This window comes from Pseudomonas edaphica (assembly GCF_965277385.1).
GTDB lineage: Bacteria > Pseudomonadota > Gammaproteobacteria > Pseudomonadales > Pseudomonadaceae > Aquipseudomonas > Aquipseudomonas edaphica.
In genome coordinates this window covers 330,177-347,531 of the sequence record NZ_OZ255725.1, presented here as the reverse complement: position 1 = coordinate 347,531, position 17,355 = coordinate 330,177, and the positions used below count along the sequence as shown (strand labels likewise).

Genomic DNA, 17,355 nt, shown 5'->3' with positions numbered 1-17,355 from the left:
GGAGCTGGCTTGCCTGCGATGAAATCAACTCGGTGTATCAGTTGGACCGAGTCGTCGGCATCGCAGGCAAGCCAGCTCCCACATTTGATTGTGTGGACCTCAGGGTTTTGCCATGACCGCCACAAACAGCGGCGATTCCAGAAAGCGCTGTAGCCAGGTCTGTAACCGGTGATACGGGGTACAAGCAAACCACTCGCGGTCGACATGCGCAAACTGGCGCACAAACGGCGCCAGTGCCATATCGGCCAGGCTCAAATGCTCGGCCAGCAAGTAATCATTCCTCGCCAGCAACGCATCCAGCTTCTGCAAAAACACCTCCCCCTCGGCCCGATAATGTTCCATCGGCTGCTCGGGGTGGCGCTCGGCGTACTTGTATCGATTCAAATGATGTTTGAACACCTGGTCGTTCTCAGCGATCAGTTCCTGAACCCTCGGGTCGCCCTGTAGCAACCAATCATCAGGATCGTGCTGCGCCAGCGCCCAATGCATGATGTCCAGGCTTTCCTCGATCACCTGGCCGCCCACGCAAAGCACCGGCACCGTGCCCTTGGGCGACAGTGCCAGCATCTCGGCCGGCTTGGCCTTGAGGCTCACTTCGATGATCTGCACGGGCACACCCGAGTAGCGCAAGGCCAGGCGTGCCCGCATCGCGTACGGGCAGCGCCGAAACGAATTCAGCAGCGCCTCGCTCACTTGACCTCCAGCGTGCTCAAACCATTGCCCTGGCGCTTGACCTGGATCTGCACCGGGATGCGCTCATGCATTTCCTGCACGTGGGAGATCACTGCCACCTTGCGGCCCTGGGCTTGCAAGCCGTCCAGCGCGTCCATCGCCAATTGCAGCGATTCGGGGTCCAGGCTGCCAAAACCTTCGTCGATAAACAGCGACTCGATCTTCAAGGTGCTGGACGCCATCGACGCCAGCCCCAACGCCAACGCCAGCGACACCAGGAACGTCTCGCCACCCGACAGCGAATGCACCGAGCGCAATTCGTCGCCCATCTCGGTGTCCATCACCAACAGCCCCAACATGCTGCCGCCGCGCTTGAGGCGATAGCGGCGCACCAGTTGGCGCAACTGCACGTTGGCGTGGTGTACCAGCAAGTCGAGGTTGTAGGCCTGGGCGATCTTGCGGAACGTGTCGCCGGTGGCCGAGCCGATCAGCGCATTCAGGCGTGCCCAGCGCTGCCACTCGTCATAAGCCTTGGCGATATGCTCGCCCAGGACATGGTTGGCGTCCTGGCGACGTTGGTCTTCGGACTGACGCGCACGCAATTCGGCGCAGCGGCTGTCGCCCTCGGCCAATTGCTGATTAAGCGCGGCGAGACTGCTGTCCAGCTGTTCGGCGTCCAGGTTGCCATTGTGCAAGGCCTGGTGTTCGGCCAGGCGCTGTTCGCGCTCCTGCAACAACACCTTGGCTTGCTCGACGGCTTTTTCGCTGTGCTGCAACTGCTGGCGCAAGGCGCTGACTTGGCTGTCATCAAAGGCCAGCAAACGCGTAAGACCGTCGTTATCCAGTTGCGGGTGCAGCGCGCGCCATTCGCCCAGGCGCGCATCGAGGGTCTGCTGCTCGGCGGTCAGCGCCTGTACGCGTTCCTGCTGGGCCTTGAGGTCGGCAGCCAATTGGATCAGGGCATCGCGCAGGTCTTGCAGCTGTTGGTTGGCGTCTGTCTCGCTTCGGCGAGCTTGCGCCACGGCCTCATCCAGCCGGTGTTGCCACTGTTGGGCACTGGTGTGCTCGCCGAGCAAGGCGGTGAGTATTGCCTGGGCGGCCTGTTGCTGCGTGGTCAGCTCGGTGACTTGCTGTTGCAAGGCTTCCACCTGCTGCTGGCGATGCTGCTGATGGGTCTGCTCTTTTTCGATGGCCTGCTGGCGTTCTTGCTGTTCAGCCAACTCATCACGCTGATGGCCCAGCTGTTCCAGGCGCTGGCTGACGTGCTGGTCCAGCTGCATAAAGGTCGCTGCCGGTTCACGGCGCAAACCGTCGAGGGTGTCGGCCGGTAGCAGGCCGGCGAAGGCCTGCAGTTCTTCGTCCAGGCGCTCACGGTCATTGGACAGTTCGCGTTGCTGGTCCACCAGCAGCTGGCGGGCTTGCTGGCTGGCGTCCTGGGCCGCTTGCAGTTGTTGCTGCAAGCGCCCGGCATTTTGTTGCAGGTTGAGCAGGGCGCCTTGGCGTTGCTCATCCTGGGCGATGCTTTGCGTGAGTTGCGCCAACTGCTGGGCCAGCCAGGCGCTGCGCTGGGTGGCGTCCTGATTAAACAGCGAGGCCGACAATGGATGTGCTTGCAAGCTGGGGGCCAGGCCCTGTTGTTGTGTCGCCAACAGCTCTTGCTGTTGCAGGAACTCCTTTTGCTGGGCGATCAAGCCGCCCACTTCGCCACGCAGCTCGGTGAGTTTTTCCTTCAGCGTATCGACGGCCTTCTGCGCCGTGGCTTCTTCGTTTTCATCATGGCGGCCAAGGCTTTGCAGCAAGGCTTCGGGCTGATGGTACGGATGCTCATGGCTGCCGCACACAGGGCACGGCTGGTCGTCCTGCAACTGCTCGCGCAACTCTTCGACACTGGCACTGCGCGCCAACCGCTGGCGTTCCAGCAGTTGCTTGGTCACCGACAGGGTTTGCTCGGCCACCGTGAGTTCGGCCTTGGTTTGCAGGCCGGTCTGGTTCAACTGTTCGCGCTGTTGCTGGGCGTCTGCGAGTTTTTGCGTCAGCGCGGCGCTCTGTATATCCAGCTGCTGCTGGCTGTCCCACAAGCGCGTAAGGTCTTCGAAGGCGCGTTGCTGCTTGCGATTGTCCTGCAGCAGGCTTGCGAGCAATTGGACCTGCTCGGCGACTGCGTGCGGTTCGGCGCCGGCTTCCTGGTACAGCAGGTCCAACGCCTCGCGCTGCTGGGTGAACTTTTCGGCAGCGGTGGCGGCTTTGTGTTCAAGCTGCTGCAGTTCGGCCTGGCCCTTGTTCAGGCGGTTGCCGATCAGCATCAGCTGTTGCAGGCGGTCGCGATAGGCGGTCCAAGCGTCGCTCAGCGGTGCAAAGGCAGCGCTGCGCTCAAGCTCAGCGGCCAGGCGTTGCAGGCGCTCGGCAACCTGGGCCTGTTTCTCCAGCAAGCCATTGAGCAACGACTGCCCTTCGGCGCAGGCGGTTTCCTGTTGTTGCTTGTCGTCACTGCGTTTGGCCAGGTCTTTGCTCAGATGGGCGAGGGTGCTCTGCTGTTCGAACGCTTGGCGCAGCAAGGGCACGGCGTCGGCCTGGTGGTTCAAGGCGTCAGCCAAGGCGACCTGGGCGGCGGCCTGCTGTTGTTGCGCCTGCTCCTGGCGTGCTTGCAGCGCGGTTTGCTGCTCGATGTGCTGTTGAATCTGCGCCGCCAGCGGGGTGAGCAGGGTGTCGAGTTCAGCCAGCCGCGCGAACTGATGGCGTTGTGGCGCTAACTGCTCCAGGCGGCTCAGGTCCTGACGCTGTTGGCCTTGGCTGTCCCAGAGCTGTTGGGCTTGCTGCAATTGTTCGGTGGCACTGAGCTGGCGCTCCTGCCACTCACGTAGCTCCTTGAGCCAGGTGTGTTGCAGCTCCAACTGCTTGAGTTGCGCCTGCTGGGTCTTGAGGTGCTGCTGCGCCTCGGCCAACTGCTGGTCAAGTTCGGCGCGGGCCTCAGGCGCCAGCGGCACCAGGCCGGTGGCCTGGTCTTGCAGCTGTTTATGCGCGTCCCTGGCATCCTTGGCCTTATCGAAAGCGCGGCGGCCGAGCTGGGTATACAGCGCGGTGTCGGTGAGCTTTTCCAGCAGTTCGCTGCGCTCATTGTCGTTGGCCTTGAGGAACGCGCTGAACTCACTTTGCGCCAGCAATACGGCACGGGTGAATTGCTCGAAATTCAAGCCCAGGGCCAGTTCCAGCTGGGTTTTGTATTCGGTTTTCTGGCTGGCCAGCAGTTGGTCGCTGTCCAGGTCGATCAGGCTTTGGCGGCTGTTCTGCAACTTGCCACTGGCCTTGTCGCGGGCGCGATTGGCTTCCCAGCGGGCGCGGTAACGGCGGCCGTTGACGCCGACAAAATCCACCTCGGCATACCCGCCGCCGGTGCCGCGGCGAATCAGCGTGCGTGGGTCGCCGATGGAGATATCGCTGTCGGCATCCGGCATTTTGGCCTGGCCGGTATCGCCCAAACGTGGCACGGCGCCAAACAGTGCCAGGCACAAGGCATCGAGCAGGGTACTTTTACCCGCGCCGGTTGGGCCGGTAATCGCGAACAACCCGGCGCTGGCCAGGGGCTCGGCAGTAAAGTCGATCTCGAACGGGCCAGCCAGGGAGGCGAGGTTTTTCAGGCGGATGGCGAGGATCTTCATGGCTGTTCGCCCTCCTGTTGCACTTCCTGAAGCAGCACGGCGAAATCCTTCATGGTCTGTTCATCCACCTCACTGCCGTAGTTGTCGTGCCAGGCGCGGCTGAACAGTTCCTGGGGCGTGAGCTGGTCAAGTTCGACCAGACCGGCTTCGTCCGTGTCGTCGCTGCCGCGTTTGCCTGCGTATTCGGCGGCGATGCGCACCAGGCGCACGGCCTTGCCTTGCAGGGCAGTCTCGATTTGCTGGCGCAGGTCCGGCTGCGGCTCGTCAAGGCGCACGCGTATCTCCAGCCAAGGGTGGCGCTGGGTTTCGGCGAGCAGGTCGATGTCGGGCAGGTCGGCCAGTTGCGCGAGGATATTCGCCAGTGGCGCAGCGTCCAGGCGTTGCAGGTTGACCGAGCGTGGGATCAGGCGTGGCTCGACGCCCACCAGGCGTTGGCCCTGGAAGGTTACATCGAGAATCTGGTGCTTGTAGCCGATTTCGGAAAACGACAGGGGAATGGGCGAGCCGCTGTAGCGAATGCGCTCCTCGCCGTTGACCTGCTGCGGCTTGTGCAAATGGCCCAGCGCCACATAACTCACACTGGCATCGAACAGGCTGGCAGGCAGTGCTTCGGCATTACCAATGATCAGGCTGCGTTCGGAGTCTTCCGACACCGAACCACCGGCCATGTGCGCATGGCTGATGGCAATCAGCGCCTGGCCTTTCTTGCGTTTGGCATTGGCGGCGGCGATCAGCCATTCATGCACCTGGCCAATGCCCCGCAGATAGTCGTCGCCCAAGTGCGCACCCGTGACTTCCGCCGGGCGCAAAAACGGCAGCGCCAGGCACCAGGCGGCGATCTTGCCTTTGGCGTCGGGCAGCGGGATCAGCAGGCGCTCGGCGTCCAATTGGCCGTCATCCAGCCACAGCACGCGGCCCAATGCATGGGTGCGCAAACGGCGCATCAACGGCGCGGGCAGCTCGATCCGCGAGCCGGAATCGTGGTTGCCGGCGATCATCACAATGGTCAGCTTGGGGTTTTGTTCGTGGGCGCTGATGATGAAGTCATACAGGCGCTCCTGTGCCTTGAGCGGCGGGTTGACCGTGTCGAAGATATCGCCGGCGATCAGCAGCGCATCCGGCTGCTCGGCTTTTAATTGGCCCAGCAGCCAGTCGAGAAAACAGGCGTGTTCGAAGTCGCGTTCCTGGCCGTGCAGGTTTTGGCCAAGGTGCCAGTCGGAGGTGTGGAACAGACGCAAGGCGAACTCCGTTAAATACAAGAGGTGAATGGCCGCCGTGAACAGAGAAGGGCGGTGAAAAAGAAGGGAGTTTACCTGTAAAAACCGCTGGTATGCGGGCTTGTCGGGGGGAGACCGGGGAATCTACGCAACACCACAGTGGAAACATTTGCCGACGAATGCAGCCCCATTCGGTGATCCCTGTAAGGGAACCAGAGTTCTGACCTGCGTTAATTAAGAATGACCTCCCGAATTCTGCGAGGCATCTTTTTCCTTTTGGAGTCACTACACAATGTCTCTGGGTAATATTGATCAGCACGAACCTGAACGACGGGGCTTTAGCGCAGGGGAACTCTTTCCAATCTATGTGCCAACGCCTGTGCGCGGCCCCATCGACCCGCTGCGCGGCGAGAAAAATCAGCATGTTGTCCCGAGGGAAAATCTCCAGCGCCCCCTGGGCGATACTCGATCCGCTGAGCAAATCATTAATGACAACCCCATACTTAGTTGGCTGGACAGCCAAAAAAATATTCGTCGTGACTGGGTGGATAACGTGGACGGCAAAATAGTAGTGAAACAACCGGTGCGTGAAAACAATATCTATTTTGAAATGGCCTATACACAGTTGGGCGATTGGACCTTGAGTAATCCGTATCCCCAGGCTCGAGCGGATGCGGCCTACAATGCGGCCAGAGTCCTTAACTGGATTGATGCATCGCTGAGTGCAACAGGCAAAAGCCGCGGTACAGAGGCAAACAACGATGTACTGGAAGGGTTCACTGTCAGCGGTTATGCGGTAGACGGAACACCGGCGAGCATGTGGCAAGCATTCACCGAGAAGGGCTACAGCGCGCTCGACGAAAAACAATGGCTGGCTCCCCGCGACGATGCGGCGCCTAAAGTCGGCCCCCACCCCTTGTGGAGCGAGCGGCACTTATTGGGGCTGATAGCCGACCACTTCCACGAGTTCGCCGCCGGTGCCGGCGACCGTTTTGTGAATGTTAATGAATTGAAAGAAGCCGCCGGGTGGGTGCCCAGCAACAGGACTTTTTCTGCTCGGGCACAAGAGTGTGCTTTAGAACTTCTGTCACGTCCCCAGCTTCTGTTGGCGCTGGATATTGGGGTTGGCGACGATGGCCCGGGTGAGCAGGACGGCCGCTTTGACCGGGAGAATCTGCACTATGTCTACGACGTTGTAGCCGATTTTAACTCGCTCAATGGTGCATCGTTCTCCCATTGACGGTGATGCCGCTGTGGGAGCTGGCTTGCCTGCGACGGCATCACCTGGGTGTGCCTGAAAAACCGAGGTGTCTGCATCGCAGCATAGGTATCTACACACTTTTTTAAGCTGCCACGTTCCCCCGTGGCGAGCAGGCTTGCCCTGCGTTGGGCTGCGCAGCAGCCCCAGAAAACAGACTCAGAGTTCTTTCAGGACTATCTCGATGTCTACATTGGGGCCGCTGCGCAGCCCACGCAGGGCAAGCCTGCTCGCCACAACAGCCCACTTCGTAGAGCCGTTGTGTTCAACAGAAATTGTGTAGATACGGCAAGCCGGCTCCCACAGGGGTCACGCGGCGTGCAGGCACTCCAATGCACGGTCGGCAAGGGTTTTGGCCTGGTTGATCAAGTGCTCGGTGGCGCCGGCCATGTGGCGTTCATCGCCTGTCAGCCCCTCGCGGGTGCCCGCTGCGGTGGCGGCTGCACAGCGCAGCACGTCGCAGATTTGGGCGAGGGCGTCTTCGAAGCTGAGGTCTCGATGCACGGTGAAGGAGGGCGGCGAGTCGGGTTGTAGATAATGGCTCAGGGCGCGTTCGAAGATTTCGCGGTCGGGGGTGAAGCGGGGTGGGTCTGGGACGATTTTGGTCATGTGTGAAGTACCTGTTCTGGCTGGGAGCCATTTTTTTGCCGATCTCACACGTCAAAAAAGGTGGCAGCTATGTGCGGGGTGAGATACCGGTGAACAGGACCCGGCCAGACCGAAGTCTGCCCGCACACAGCCGCCATAGGCGGTTGTAGCGCATTACGTCCGTTCATACACGGGATCTCACACCCGATCGCTGATATGCAGCGACGGAGCGAAGGCTAGCCAGTGAAGTGAGCAGGCGCAAGGCCAAAGGATTGTCTAGGAAACTTCCCGCAAATTAAAGGGATATGGACTGCTGGCCTTTAACAATGCATGTCGCCCGGGCAACACCCATCATCTGTGGGAGCTGGCTTGCCTGCGATGGCATCAACTCGGTGTGCCTGATGTACCGAGGTGTCTGCATCGCAGGCAAGCCAGCTCCCACAGAAAAGCAGTTCTTCAGTGTATTCAGATAGGCTTTTGCTTCGCACTTGACCTGGCTCTTGCTTCAACCACTCAGGTCGGCTTTCAGGCCGCCGTGCTGTAGATTTTGATTTTGATCTGAGGCGCCCCGTTAACCACGATGGCCGAACGCAGGCTTGAATCCGTGGGTAACCCGGCAGGACGCCGGGTTAGCCGCGCTGGGCCAAGGATGGCCCATCGCGGCGGCCCACGGATTCAAGCCTTCGTTCTGGCACACCGAGCCTAAGCGAGGTGCCGAGTGGTGGGGCACAGACCTTTTGGTTACTTTTGGCTGGGCCGGCATTCCGGGCGTTTGCCAAAAGTGACCCGCTGTAAGAGCCATGCCTTTCAAGGTCTTGGTTTAAAATCCCCTAATCAATTCAGTCAGGACGACGAAGCTATGTGGGAAAAGGTTTTAGAACGGTTTGAAAAACAAGCACCAGCCAGTGTCATGACCAAGCTGGTCTTGGAGCAGGCCGTAGATGCCAAGTGGGTAGACAAGGTGTTCGATGATCATCGCCAGCGTCAGTACTCCCGTGAGCTTTTGTTTTCAACCGTTGTTGAGCTGATGTCCCTTGTTTCATTGGGCTTGAGGCCGTCATTACACGCGGCGGCGCGCAAGATGGAGGGCCTTTCGGTCAGCCTTGCAGCCCTCTATGACAAGATCAAGCGAACCGAACCCGAGCTTCTGCGCGCCCTCATTTCGGGCAGTGCCGAGCGTTTGATACCGACCGTAGAAACGCTTGGCCATTCATCGATCCTTCCCGGTTGGCAGTTGCGTATTGTTGATGGCAACCATCTGCCGGCCACTGAAAAACGTCTAGGTGCTCTGCGCAATGAGCGCGGCGCAGCACGCCCAGGATTTTCAGTAGTTGCCTACGATCCGGATCTGGATTTAGTCGTTGATCTTCAGCCGTGGGAAGATGCCTACGCCAGTGAGCGAGTCAGTGTTTTACCGCTACTGGCCCGCGCATGCGCGGGCCAGTTGTGGATGGCTGACCGGCTCTATTGCACGCTGCCCGTCTTGCAAGCCTGCGAGGACACGGGGGCTTCGTTCATCGTTCGCCAACCCAGCAAACATCCACGACTCGTCCAAGAAAGTGAGTGGCAAGATTCAGGAGCAGTCGATAGCGGCACCGTTCGCGAACAAATCATCGAAGTGACCAGTGGCCGCCGCTGGAGACGCGTTGAATTGAGCCTGCAAACAGCGAATGACTCAGGTGATGTGGTGATGTGGTTCTGGAGCAATTTGCCCGACACCATCAGTGCTCAACAGATAGCTGATTTGTACCGTCGTCGCTGGAGTATTGAAGGCATGTTCCAACGCCTTGAATCGGTACTGGAGAGTGAAATCACAAGCTTTGGCAGCCCGAAAGCCGCGCTGCTGGGCTTTGCCTCGGCGGTGCTGGCTTACAACGTTTTATCGGTTCTCAAACGTAGTGTTGAGCAGGCGCACCGGGAAACACAGCCAGAGGGTTGGGAAGCTTCGATTTTCCACTTGGCGGTGCATGTTCGCGGTGATTATCAGGGTTTGCAGATCGCATTGCCTGCGGAAAATTTCCCCCTTGAAAAGACCTCGCAAGGGCTGGCAGAGCGATTACTGGCCCTGGCGAGGTTGATCAAACCCAAGTCCGTCGCAAAGAGCCCTCGCGGCGCCAAAGTCGCTAAACCCAAGGAGTGGCTGGAAGGTAAGGCGGCACGGGCGCATGTCTCAACAGCTCGGGTGCTTAAGGCTGCCAAGGCGGATAAACAGGCCTAAACATGACGTTAAACGGACTCTTAAACATAGACCTTGAAAGGCATGGCCGTAAGGGCGGAACCCTAAGTAGCCGTTACCGCAGCAACGGATATGTACTCCACCACCCCACTGCAACGATAAAACAGCCCAACACCACAAACGCCAATATTTGTGTAGATACCCATGCTGCGACGACTCGACAAGCCAGCTCCCACAGGGATTTGTGCTCTGAATTGGATCGAGGTTACTTGGGATACAACGGCGGCAAACTGGTGCTATCCGTCGCCGGATCTTGCTCGCGCTCCACCATCGGGATGGCCTTGACCGCACGCCATAAATCTTCACCCAGCCAGTATTGGCCGCTCTCGCTGTACAGCGCGCCGTTCAACCCATCCAAGGCATCCGACAGCGGCACGAACCGCGCCGCCATGTCGGCCAGGGTTTCCGGCTGTTGCCGCGCCCAGGCATCCAGTGCCTGGCGCGTGGCTTGCGGGTCGTTGGCCTGGGTGGCGCGCTTGAGGTCGTCCAACAGCGAGCGCGGGCTCGGGCCGGTTTGTACGGCGCGTTGCACGGCGGGTTGGCGACGTGCGCGCCACCACAGGCCGAAACCCAACAGCGTGGTGCAGGCAAGTATCAAGGTGCTCAGTTGCCACAGCCAAAGCCGGCTATCGTCCGGTGCGGTAATGACCGTTGGTGTGGCGGGCGTGTCCACCACCAGGCTTGGGTTGGTCGCCACTTGCAGCGTGCGTGCGGGCAGGCTGGTGCGTTCCAGGTGATCTTCGTGGGTGTTCCACCACACCACTTCCACGGCGGGCAACTCCACGGCACCGGCGCGGGTTGGCACCAGGGCTTCGCGGTCCTCACGGCTGCCGATCAGGCCACGGTCGCTGTTTTGGTTGCCGAGCACCGGCTGGTCCGGGTAGCGGCGCAGGCCATTGATGTCGCTGCTGGGCAGGGCCGGCAACTGGGCGCTGGACAGGCCTTCGGCCTTGACTGTGAGGCTGCGGGTCAGGGAGTCGCCCACTTGAACGTGATCAGGCTCGGGGTTCCAGACTTCGCTCAGGGTCAGGCTGCGCGCGGGCAGCCAGGCGGCGTCGGCGGGGTAGAACTCCGGCTTGGGCTTGACGGTCAGCGGCAATTGGGCAGAGCTTACGTGAATCAACTTGCCCGGCTTGGTGCCCTGCAGCGTGTTCTCTTGGGGCGGGCGCGATTCCACCAAGGTGGCGCTGAAAGTCTGCGCCGGAATCACCAAGGCACCGCTGTGCTGCGGGTAAATCGCATAGCGGGTTTCGATTACGCCGTGGCGAATGCTGTTGATGACCTTCTCGTAAGTGCGCGACTCGCCCAATTGTTCAATGCGCGCATCGGGGATTTGCAACGGCGTGAGGCTGCTGTCGTCATACAGCGACACCGAGTGGTACACGCGCACGGTCAACAGCACCTGGGCCTGAACGTACACACTGCTCTGGTCCAGATTGGCTTCGATAAACACCGGGGCCAGTTCGGCACTGGTGTTCTGGCTGGCGGTTTCCAGCACTTGCAGGCTGATCGGCTGGGTCTTGAGTTCGCCCACTTGCAGCGGCGGAATCACCACGGTGCCGTTTTCCTTGGGCAGCAACGTGATGATCCAGCGCGTGGTGGCGTGGTTATCGCCGCCCAAGGTAGTCAGCTGGTTGATCTGGCGCGTGCCGCTCACTTCAAACTGCGCATCCAGAGGTGACAAGTCGGGTTTGCCGAACTGGGTGACGTCGCTGGATTCCACTGTCAACTCCACCGTTTCCCCGGAATTGACGCGGCTGCGGTCGACACTCGCCACCAGGTTGGCCGCCTGGGCGTGGCTTGCCGACAGGGCGAGCAGGAGCAGAAGGGTGGTGCGGCGGCTCATCGAGTCTTGTCCTGATGTTGTTGCTGTTCGTACCAGAATTTACGTCGCAGCAGTTCGCCGGGGTTGTCCGGGATCTGCTGCAGCCATTGCTCCAGCGCCTGGCGGTGCTCGCCATCGAGGCTGGCATCGGCGGGGCGCAAGGGCGGGGTGGTGGTGTGTTCGTCCCCTAGCTCGCTGCCCGGTACGTCGTTGCCGCCGGCTTTGGGCGTGGCGCCCGTCTGGTTATCGCCGGCACTGGCCTGGCCTTGGCCTTGGGGTGATTGCTCGCCCCCCGTGGCACTTTGGCCGCTGCTGCCCGGTTGCGCAGTTTGGCCGGGTTGGGTGGTTTCGTCATCCTCATTTTTGACAGGCTTGGCCGGCTCGGGCTGGGCCTTTTCCTGGATCAGTGTTTCGACCAGCGCTTTGTTTTTCAGCGCCGGTTGCAGGTCGGGCTGGGCTTCGAGTGCTTGCTCATAAGCGTCGATGGCGGCTTCCAGTTCGCCGGATTTGGCCAGCGCATTCCCGCGATTGTAGTGGGAATACGCGTCATTGCCTTGGGCAAAACGCTTGATCGCCTCGGCGTAGTTGCCCGCCTCATACAGTGCCACGCCTTGCCATTGCGGGTCTTCGAAGTGTTTGGCGGCCTCGTTGGGGCGTTGTTTCTTCAGCAGATATTGGCCTTGCTGGTCGGGTCGCAGCCACAGGTCCTGAAGTTCAAAGGCATAGCTGGGCTGCGGCGCACCGAGTAACAGTAACGGCAAGCAGAACAGCCAGCCGCGACGCCCGGCGCAGGCGGCGAGCAACAATAACGGTAGCAGCAGCCAGTAACCCTGGTCGGCCCAGGTGTCGAGGTGCAGCAGTTGGCCGTCGTTGCGCAGGGCCTGCGGGCCATCGAGCAGGTTGAGCTGGCGCAGGTCTTTGTCATCCAGGCGCGCGGCGCGGTAGCGGCCGCCCATTTCACTGGCAAACGCCTTGAGCGTCGGGCCGTCCAGGCGCGGCACCAGAATGGCGCCCTGGTCATCCTTAAGGAACTCACCGCTTTCCTGGGTCACCGGCGTGCCTTCGCGGCTGCCGATGCCGAGGATCGACAAGCTGAGGGCCTGGGCGCTCTGCAACTGCAGGCGAATGCCTTGACGCTCCTGTTTCGACAGCGACGAGCCGACCAGCAACAGGCGCCCCTGGCCGAGACCGGCTTGCTTGAGCAAACCCAGGGCTTTTTCCACCGCCAGATCGGCACGATGGCCTGGCTCGGGCATGATCGAGGGGCGCAGGGCTTCGAGCAGGTTGCGGCTGGTGGCCAGATCATCCGACAGCGGCACCAGCGTATGGGCGCTGCCGGCATACACGACGATGGCGGTGGGCGCGTTGTCGCGTGCCTGCAGCAAGTCATAGAGCTTGCGCCGCGCCTGCTCTAAACGATTGGGCGGGCTGTCGGTGGCGAGCATTTCCGGGGTCAGCTCCAACAGCACCACCACCGGGTCGGCCGGTTTCTGGCTGTTCTGTTCAACCCTTTGCCAACTGGGGCCAAGCAATGCCAGCACGGCTAGCAGCCAGGCGATGCCCAACACCACCCAGGGCGATTTACTCTCGCGGCCATTGCCGCCACTGAGCAGCACCGCATGAAACGCCGGCGGCAAAATCATTTGCCAGCGCCCGGCGCGCTTTTGTCGGTGCCACAGCTGCCACAGCAGCCAGCCGAGCAACGGCAGCAGCAGCAACCACCAAGGGCGAAACCAGTGTGGCCACAGGTCGATCATCGACGCCTCCGCAAGCGCAGGCGTTTAAGGCGTTGGCGCCATTGCGGGTGCTGTTGCAGGAAAATGCCCTTGGTCGAGAGTTTGTTGAAGGTGCGTTGCAAGGGGTTATTAGGCCAGCGTTCTTGAACCACCAGCAACATGCTCAGGATCAACGCCAGCGCCAGCGGTGCGCTGTACAGCGCCTGGGCCGGGCGTGCCTGGGTCGGCTGTTGCGCGACGGGCTCAAGCTGGTCCAGGGTTTGTTTGATTTTTTGCAGCTCGTCGCCGTCGCGGGCGCGGAAGTAGCGGCCACCGGTGGCGTCCGCGATGGCCTTCAAGGCCGGTTCATCCAGGTCCAGGCTCGGGTTGACGCCCAGGATGCCCAACGAACCGGTTTGCTCGGGGTCGGCGCCGATGCCGATCGGGTAGATTTTTACGCCTTCTTCGGCCGCCAGGCGCGCGGCGGTCAGCGGGTCGATCTGCCCGGCATTGTTGGCGCCATCGGTGACCAGGATCAGCACACGGCTTTGCGCCGGGCGCTGGCGCAGGCGTTTCAAGGCCAGGCCAATCGCATCGCCGATGGCGGTGTTTTTGCCGGCGATGCCGATACGTGCTTCATCCAGCCAGGTGCGCACGGTGCGCCGGTCGAAGGTCAGCGGGGCTTGCAGGTAAGCCTGGCTGCCAAACAGGATCAGGCCTACGCGGTCGCCTTCACGGCTTTCCAGGAAGTCGCCGAGCAAATGCTGCACCAGGCTCAGGCGGCTGACGTCATCGTCCTGCCAGTGCATGTCAGGGAAATCCATGGAGCCGGACACATCCACGGCCACCAGCAAGTCACGGCCGCTGGCGGCAATGGGCAGCGGTTCGCCAAGCCATTCCGGGCGCGCGGCGGCGGTCAGCAGCAGCAGCCACAGCACCACGAACGGCGCTTGCTGGCGCCAGCCGGGCAGGTTGACCCGCGCACGGCGGCGCGCCAGGCCCTCAAGGTCGGCCAGGTAGCTGACCTTCAGCGCGGGTTCGCCGCTGTCGGCCACTGGCAGGATGAAGCGCATCAACCACGGCAAGGGCAACAGGGCGAAGATCCACGGCCAGGCGAACTCAAACATGTTTGCGAATCCAGGTATCGACCGCTTGGGTCAGGCCGGCGATGGCCTTGTCGTCGAGTTTGCATTCGGGTTTGTAGGCGCCTTCGACCAACACCATCCAGCGTGTAAGCCCGGCGGCCGGGCAACGGTTGTCGAGGAACGCCAGCCATTTGCGCCCGTTTAATGTGTGGCTCTGGCTGTAGGGGTAGTCGTTGCGGCACAGGCGCTTGAGCAGGCCATTGAGCTGCTGCAGCCAGGCACCGGCGGGCGCGCCGTCGTAGGGTTTGGGCATCAGCGCAAGTTCGGCCAGGGCGGCGATGCGCAGCGGGTCCAGCGGTTGTTCGGCGCGGGCCACGGGGCGTCGGGTGGGCAGGAAACGGCGCAACCACCATAGGCCCCAGCCCAGCAGCGGGATCACCAGCAGCAACAGCCACCAACCCGGCGCAGGCGGCCAGAACCCGATGGCCGGCGGGGCGATCAGTGGCTGCAGTTGGTCGAGGCTGCTCATTGCTTTTTAACCGGGCGTTGCGGGTTGAGGTATTCGCGCAATTGCTCGACCATCTCGCTTTGGGTGCTCAGGGGCATCAATAGAATGCGCAGCTTCTGTGCCAGCAGTTCCCAACGTGCAATGCGTTCCTCAGCCTGGGCTTTATAGGCCTGGCGCAAATCGAAATTCAGCGTGTCCAGTTCCAATTGCGCGCCACGTTCAGCGAAACGCAGCAGCCCGGCGGCGGGCAGGGCGTGGTCCAGCGGGTCGGAGATCGGCAACAATAACAGGTCGCAATGGCGTGACAGCAGGCTCAGCTGTTGCTCGGCGCCTTCGGTCAGCGCGCGTTCATCGCAGATCACAATCACCAGGCTGCCCGGGCGCAACACTTCGCGGCCACGGCGCAGCGCCATGCCCAACGCGTCGGCTTCGGGGCGGCTTTCGGTATTCAGGCTCTGGTTCACGCGCACCAGGCGGTTAAGCAATTGCAGCAGGCTTTGTTTACTGCGCCGGGGCTTGATTTCGTAGTGCTCGCTGTCGCCGAATACCAACCCGCCGACGCGGTCGTTGTGCCCCAGGGCGGCCCAGCCGATCAAGCTGGCGGCTTGGGCGGCGAGTACCGATTTGAACATTTGCCCGGAGCCGAAGAACAGCCGACAGCTTTGCTCAACCATGATGAAAATCGGCCGCTCACGTTCTTCATGAAACAGCTTGGTGTGCGGCTCCTGGGTGCGGGCCGTCACGCGCCAGTCGATGGTGCGCACATCGTCGCCAGCCTGGTACACGCGAACTTGGTCGAAGTCGACACCGCGCCCACGCAGCTTGGAGTGGTGCAGGCCAATCAGCGGGCTGCGCTGGCTTGGCGTGGAAAACAGCTGCACTTCGCGCACGCGGTGGCGCATCTCAATCAATTCGCTGAGCGTGACGCGGATTCCATCGCCGGCATTCATGGGGTTCAAGCGACGGCAACGACGTCGAGAATGCGTTGCACCACGCGGTCCTGGTCAATGCCGGCCGCTTCGGCCTCGAACGACAGGATGATGCGGTGACGCAGCACATCAAACAGTACTGCCTGGATATCTTCCGGGCTGACAAAGTCGCGCCCGGCCAGCCACGCATGGGCGCGGGCGCAGCGGTCGAGGGCGATGGAGCCGCGCGGGCTTGCGCCATAGGCGATCCACTCGGCCATTTCGGGATCGAACTTGGCCGGGGTGCGCGTGGCCATGACCAGTTGCACCAGGTATTCCTCCACCGCATCGGCCATGTACAGGCCGAGGATTTCCTTGCGCGCGGCAAAAATCGCCTGCTGGCTCACGCGGCGCTCGGGCTTGGTTTCGCCATTGAGTGCCTCGCCACGGGCTTGCTGCAGGATGCGTCGTTCGACCGCCGCGTCCGGGAAACCGATTTTGACGTGCATCAAGAAGCGATCGAGCTGGGCCTCGGGCAGTGGGTAAGTGCCTTCCTGCTCAATGGGGTTTTGCGTGGCCATGACCAAAAACAGCGGCGACAGGTCGTAGGTGCTGCGACCCACACTGACCTGGCGCTCGGCCATGGCTTCGAGCAATGCAGACTGCACCTTGGCTGGCGCACGGTTGATTTCGTCCGCCAGTACCAGGTTGTGAAAGATCGGGCCTTGCTGGAACACGAAGCTGCCGGTTTCCGGGCGATAGATCTCGGTGCCGGTGATGTCGGCCGGCAACAGGTCGGGGGTGAACTGAATACGATGGAACTGCGCTTCAATGCCTTCGGCCAGCTCTTTGATGGCCTTGGTCTTGGCCAGGCCCGGTGCGCCTTCGACCAGCATATGGCCGTCGGCGAGCAGGGCGATCAGCAGGCGATCGATGAGTTTTTCCTGGCCGAGAATCTGCGTAGAAAGAAAGGTTCGCAGCGCAAGCAGCGCTTCACGATGTTCCATCGATGACGGTTCCTGGAGAGATGAGCCCGAACGTCGAAAAAACCGCCGGGCCTGGGGCGTCTACTTTAATGCATCGCGGGGTGTAGCGACTAACGGCGCGGCGGGTATTTTTAGCAAAACTTGTAGGATTTTTGTGTGGAAAGCACAAATTCCACTGAGGGTCGCTCGGCCCCTGTGGGAGCTGGCTTGCCTGCGATGGCATCAACTGGAGTGACCTGATACACCGAGGTGCCTGCATCGCAGGCAAGCCAGCTCCCACATTTGATCCTTGGAACAGCCTAAATCCGGCTAAAGGTGCCGGTGCCCTTGAGGATGTTCTGCAAGGTTTCTTCCACTTCAGCCATATCCGACGCGGCGGTGGTGTGGGTGATCTCCAAACAGTCTTTGCCACCCAGTGCATCGGCATCACCCGCCGCCAGTTCAATCACCAATGTGGTGTCACTCAAGGTGACTTTCAGCCCATCCAGGGTTGACGGTTCGTAATCCCAGGTCAGCTCAACCTCATCCTCGTCCGGATAACGACTGAGCATGAACATCTCGCCATTGTTGCCGTGGCAGCACAGCATGGCCATGTTGTCTTCTTCGTCGTCGCAGGGCGTGGCCATCAGTGCATCGGTGTTCAACTTCATGACAAAACCTATGGTAAGACGGGCGGGTGTGGCCGCAATCTCGCATTATGA

At 61.2% G+C, this 17,355-nt stretch carries 13 protein-coding genes; 2 read left to right on the top strand and 11 right to left on the bottom strand.

Annotated elements, in window-relative coordinates; genetic code table 11:
- Positions 1 to 99 precede the first annotated feature (99 nt).
- The 3 genes from ACQY47_RS01565 to ACQY47_RS01555 are packed head-to-tail and all read right to left on the bottom strand — an operon-like array spanning position 100 to position 5,566.
- Complete coding sequence (locus ACQY47_RS01565) at positions 100 to 693, bottom strand: glutathione S-transferase (RefSeq protein WP_428554992.1); 594 nt, start codon at positions 691 to 693, stop codon at positions 100 to 102.
- On the bottom strand, positions 690 to 4,328 hold the full coding sequence (locus tag ACQY47_RS01560) for an SbcC/MukB-like Walker B domain-containing protein (RefSeq protein WP_428554989.1): 3,639 nt from the start codon (positions 4,326 to 4,328) through the stop codon (positions 690 to 692). Before ACQY47_RS01560 ends, ACQY47_RS01565 begins: the two co-directional genes overlap by 4 nt.
- Entirely contained in the window at positions 4,325 to 5,566 is a 1,242-nt protein-coding gene (locus tag ACQY47_RS01555) for an exonuclease SbcCD subunit D C-terminal domain-containing protein (protein WP_428554986.1), read from the bottom strand. Before ACQY47_RS01555 ends, ACQY47_RS01560 begins: the two co-directional genes overlap by 4 nt.
- Positions 5,567 to 5,837: 271 nt before the next feature.
- Between ACQY47_RS01555 and ACQY47_RS01550 the strand changes: the two genes are divergently transcribed.
- Positions 5,838 to 6,785 carry a hypothetical protein gene (locus ACQY47_RS01550; protein ID WP_428554983.1) on the top strand — a complete coding sequence of 316 codons (948 nt, stop codon included), beginning with the start codon at positions 5,838 to 5,840 and terminating at the stop codon, positions 6,783 to 6,785.
- Positions 6,786 to 7,112: 327 nt separating this feature from the next.
- Here ACQY47_RS01550 and ACQY47_RS01545 read toward each other — a convergent pair whose 3' ends face one another.
- Positions 7,113 to 7,412 carry a DUF6124 family protein gene (locus ACQY47_RS01545; RefSeq protein ID WP_428554980.1) on the bottom strand — a complete coding sequence of 100 codons (300 nt, stop codon included), beginning with the start codon at positions 7,410 to 7,412 and terminating at the stop codon, positions 7,113 to 7,115.
- A gap of 889 nt (positions 7,413 to 8,301) precedes the next feature.
- Between ACQY47_RS01545 and ACQY47_RS01540 the strand changes: the two genes are divergently transcribed.
- Positions 8,302 to 9,609 carry an IS4 family transposase gene (locus ACQY47_RS01540; protein ID WP_428557341.1) on the top strand — a complete coding sequence of 436 codons (1,308 nt, stop codon included), beginning with the start codon at positions 8,302 to 8,304 and terminating at the stop codon, positions 9,607 to 9,609.
- A gap of 223 nt (positions 9,610 to 9,832) precedes the next feature.
- Here the strand turns inward: ACQY47_RS01540 and ACQY47_RS01535 are convergent, their stop codons facing one another.
- From ACQY47_RS01535 to ACQY47_RS01505, 7 genes are all read right to left on the bottom strand, one after another.
- Positions 9,833 to 11,473 carry a BatD family protein gene (locus tag ACQY47_RS01535; RefSeq protein WP_428554977.1) on the bottom strand — a complete coding sequence of 547 codons (1,641 nt, stop codon included), beginning with the start codon at positions 11,471 to 11,473 and terminating at the stop codon, positions 9,833 to 9,835.
- Positions 11,470 to 13,209 (bottom strand): tetratricopeptide repeat protein, encoded by a 1,740-nt coding sequence (locus ACQY47_RS01530; RefSeq protein WP_428554974.1) that lies wholly within the window; start codon positions 13,207 to 13,209, stop codon positions 11,470 to 11,472. The genes ACQY47_RS01535 and ACQY47_RS01530 overlap by 4 nt, the downstream gene beginning before the upstream one ends.
- On the bottom strand, positions 13,206 to 14,294 hold the full coding sequence (locus ACQY47_RS01525) for a vWA domain-containing protein (protein WP_017136651.1): 1,089 nt from the start codon (positions 14,292 to 14,294) through the stop codon (positions 13,206 to 13,208). The genes ACQY47_RS01530 and ACQY47_RS01525 overlap by 4 nt, the downstream gene beginning before the upstream one ends.
- Positions 14,287 to 14,781, bottom strand: a complete 495-nt coding sequence (locus ACQY47_RS01520; protein WP_017136650.1) for a DUF4381 domain-containing protein — start codon at positions 14,779 to 14,781, stop codon at positions 14,287 to 14,289. Before ACQY47_RS01520 ends, ACQY47_RS01525 begins: the two co-directional genes overlap by 8 nt.
- Positions 14,778 to 15,710: a DUF58 domain-containing protein gene (locus tag ACQY47_RS01515; protein ID WP_017136649.1), complete on the bottom strand. Its 933-nt coding sequence runs from the start codon at positions 15,708 to 15,710 to the stop codon at positions 14,778 to 14,780. Before ACQY47_RS01515 ends, ACQY47_RS01520 begins: the two co-directional genes overlap by 4 nt.
- Positions 15,711 to 15,715: 5 nt before the next feature.
- Positions 15,716 to 16,675 (bottom strand): AAA family ATPase, encoded by a 960-nt coding sequence (locus tag ACQY47_RS01510; protein ID WP_003174327.1) that lies wholly within the window; start codon positions 16,673 to 16,675, stop codon positions 15,716 to 15,718.
- Positions 16,676 to 16,953: 278 nt separating this feature from the next.
- On the bottom strand, positions 16,954 to 17,304 hold the full coding sequence (locus tag ACQY47_RS01505) for a hypothetical protein (RefSeq protein WP_428554967.1): 351 nt from the start codon (positions 17,302 to 17,304) through the stop codon (positions 16,954 to 16,956).
- Positions 17,305 to 17,355: the final 51 nt, after the last annotated feature.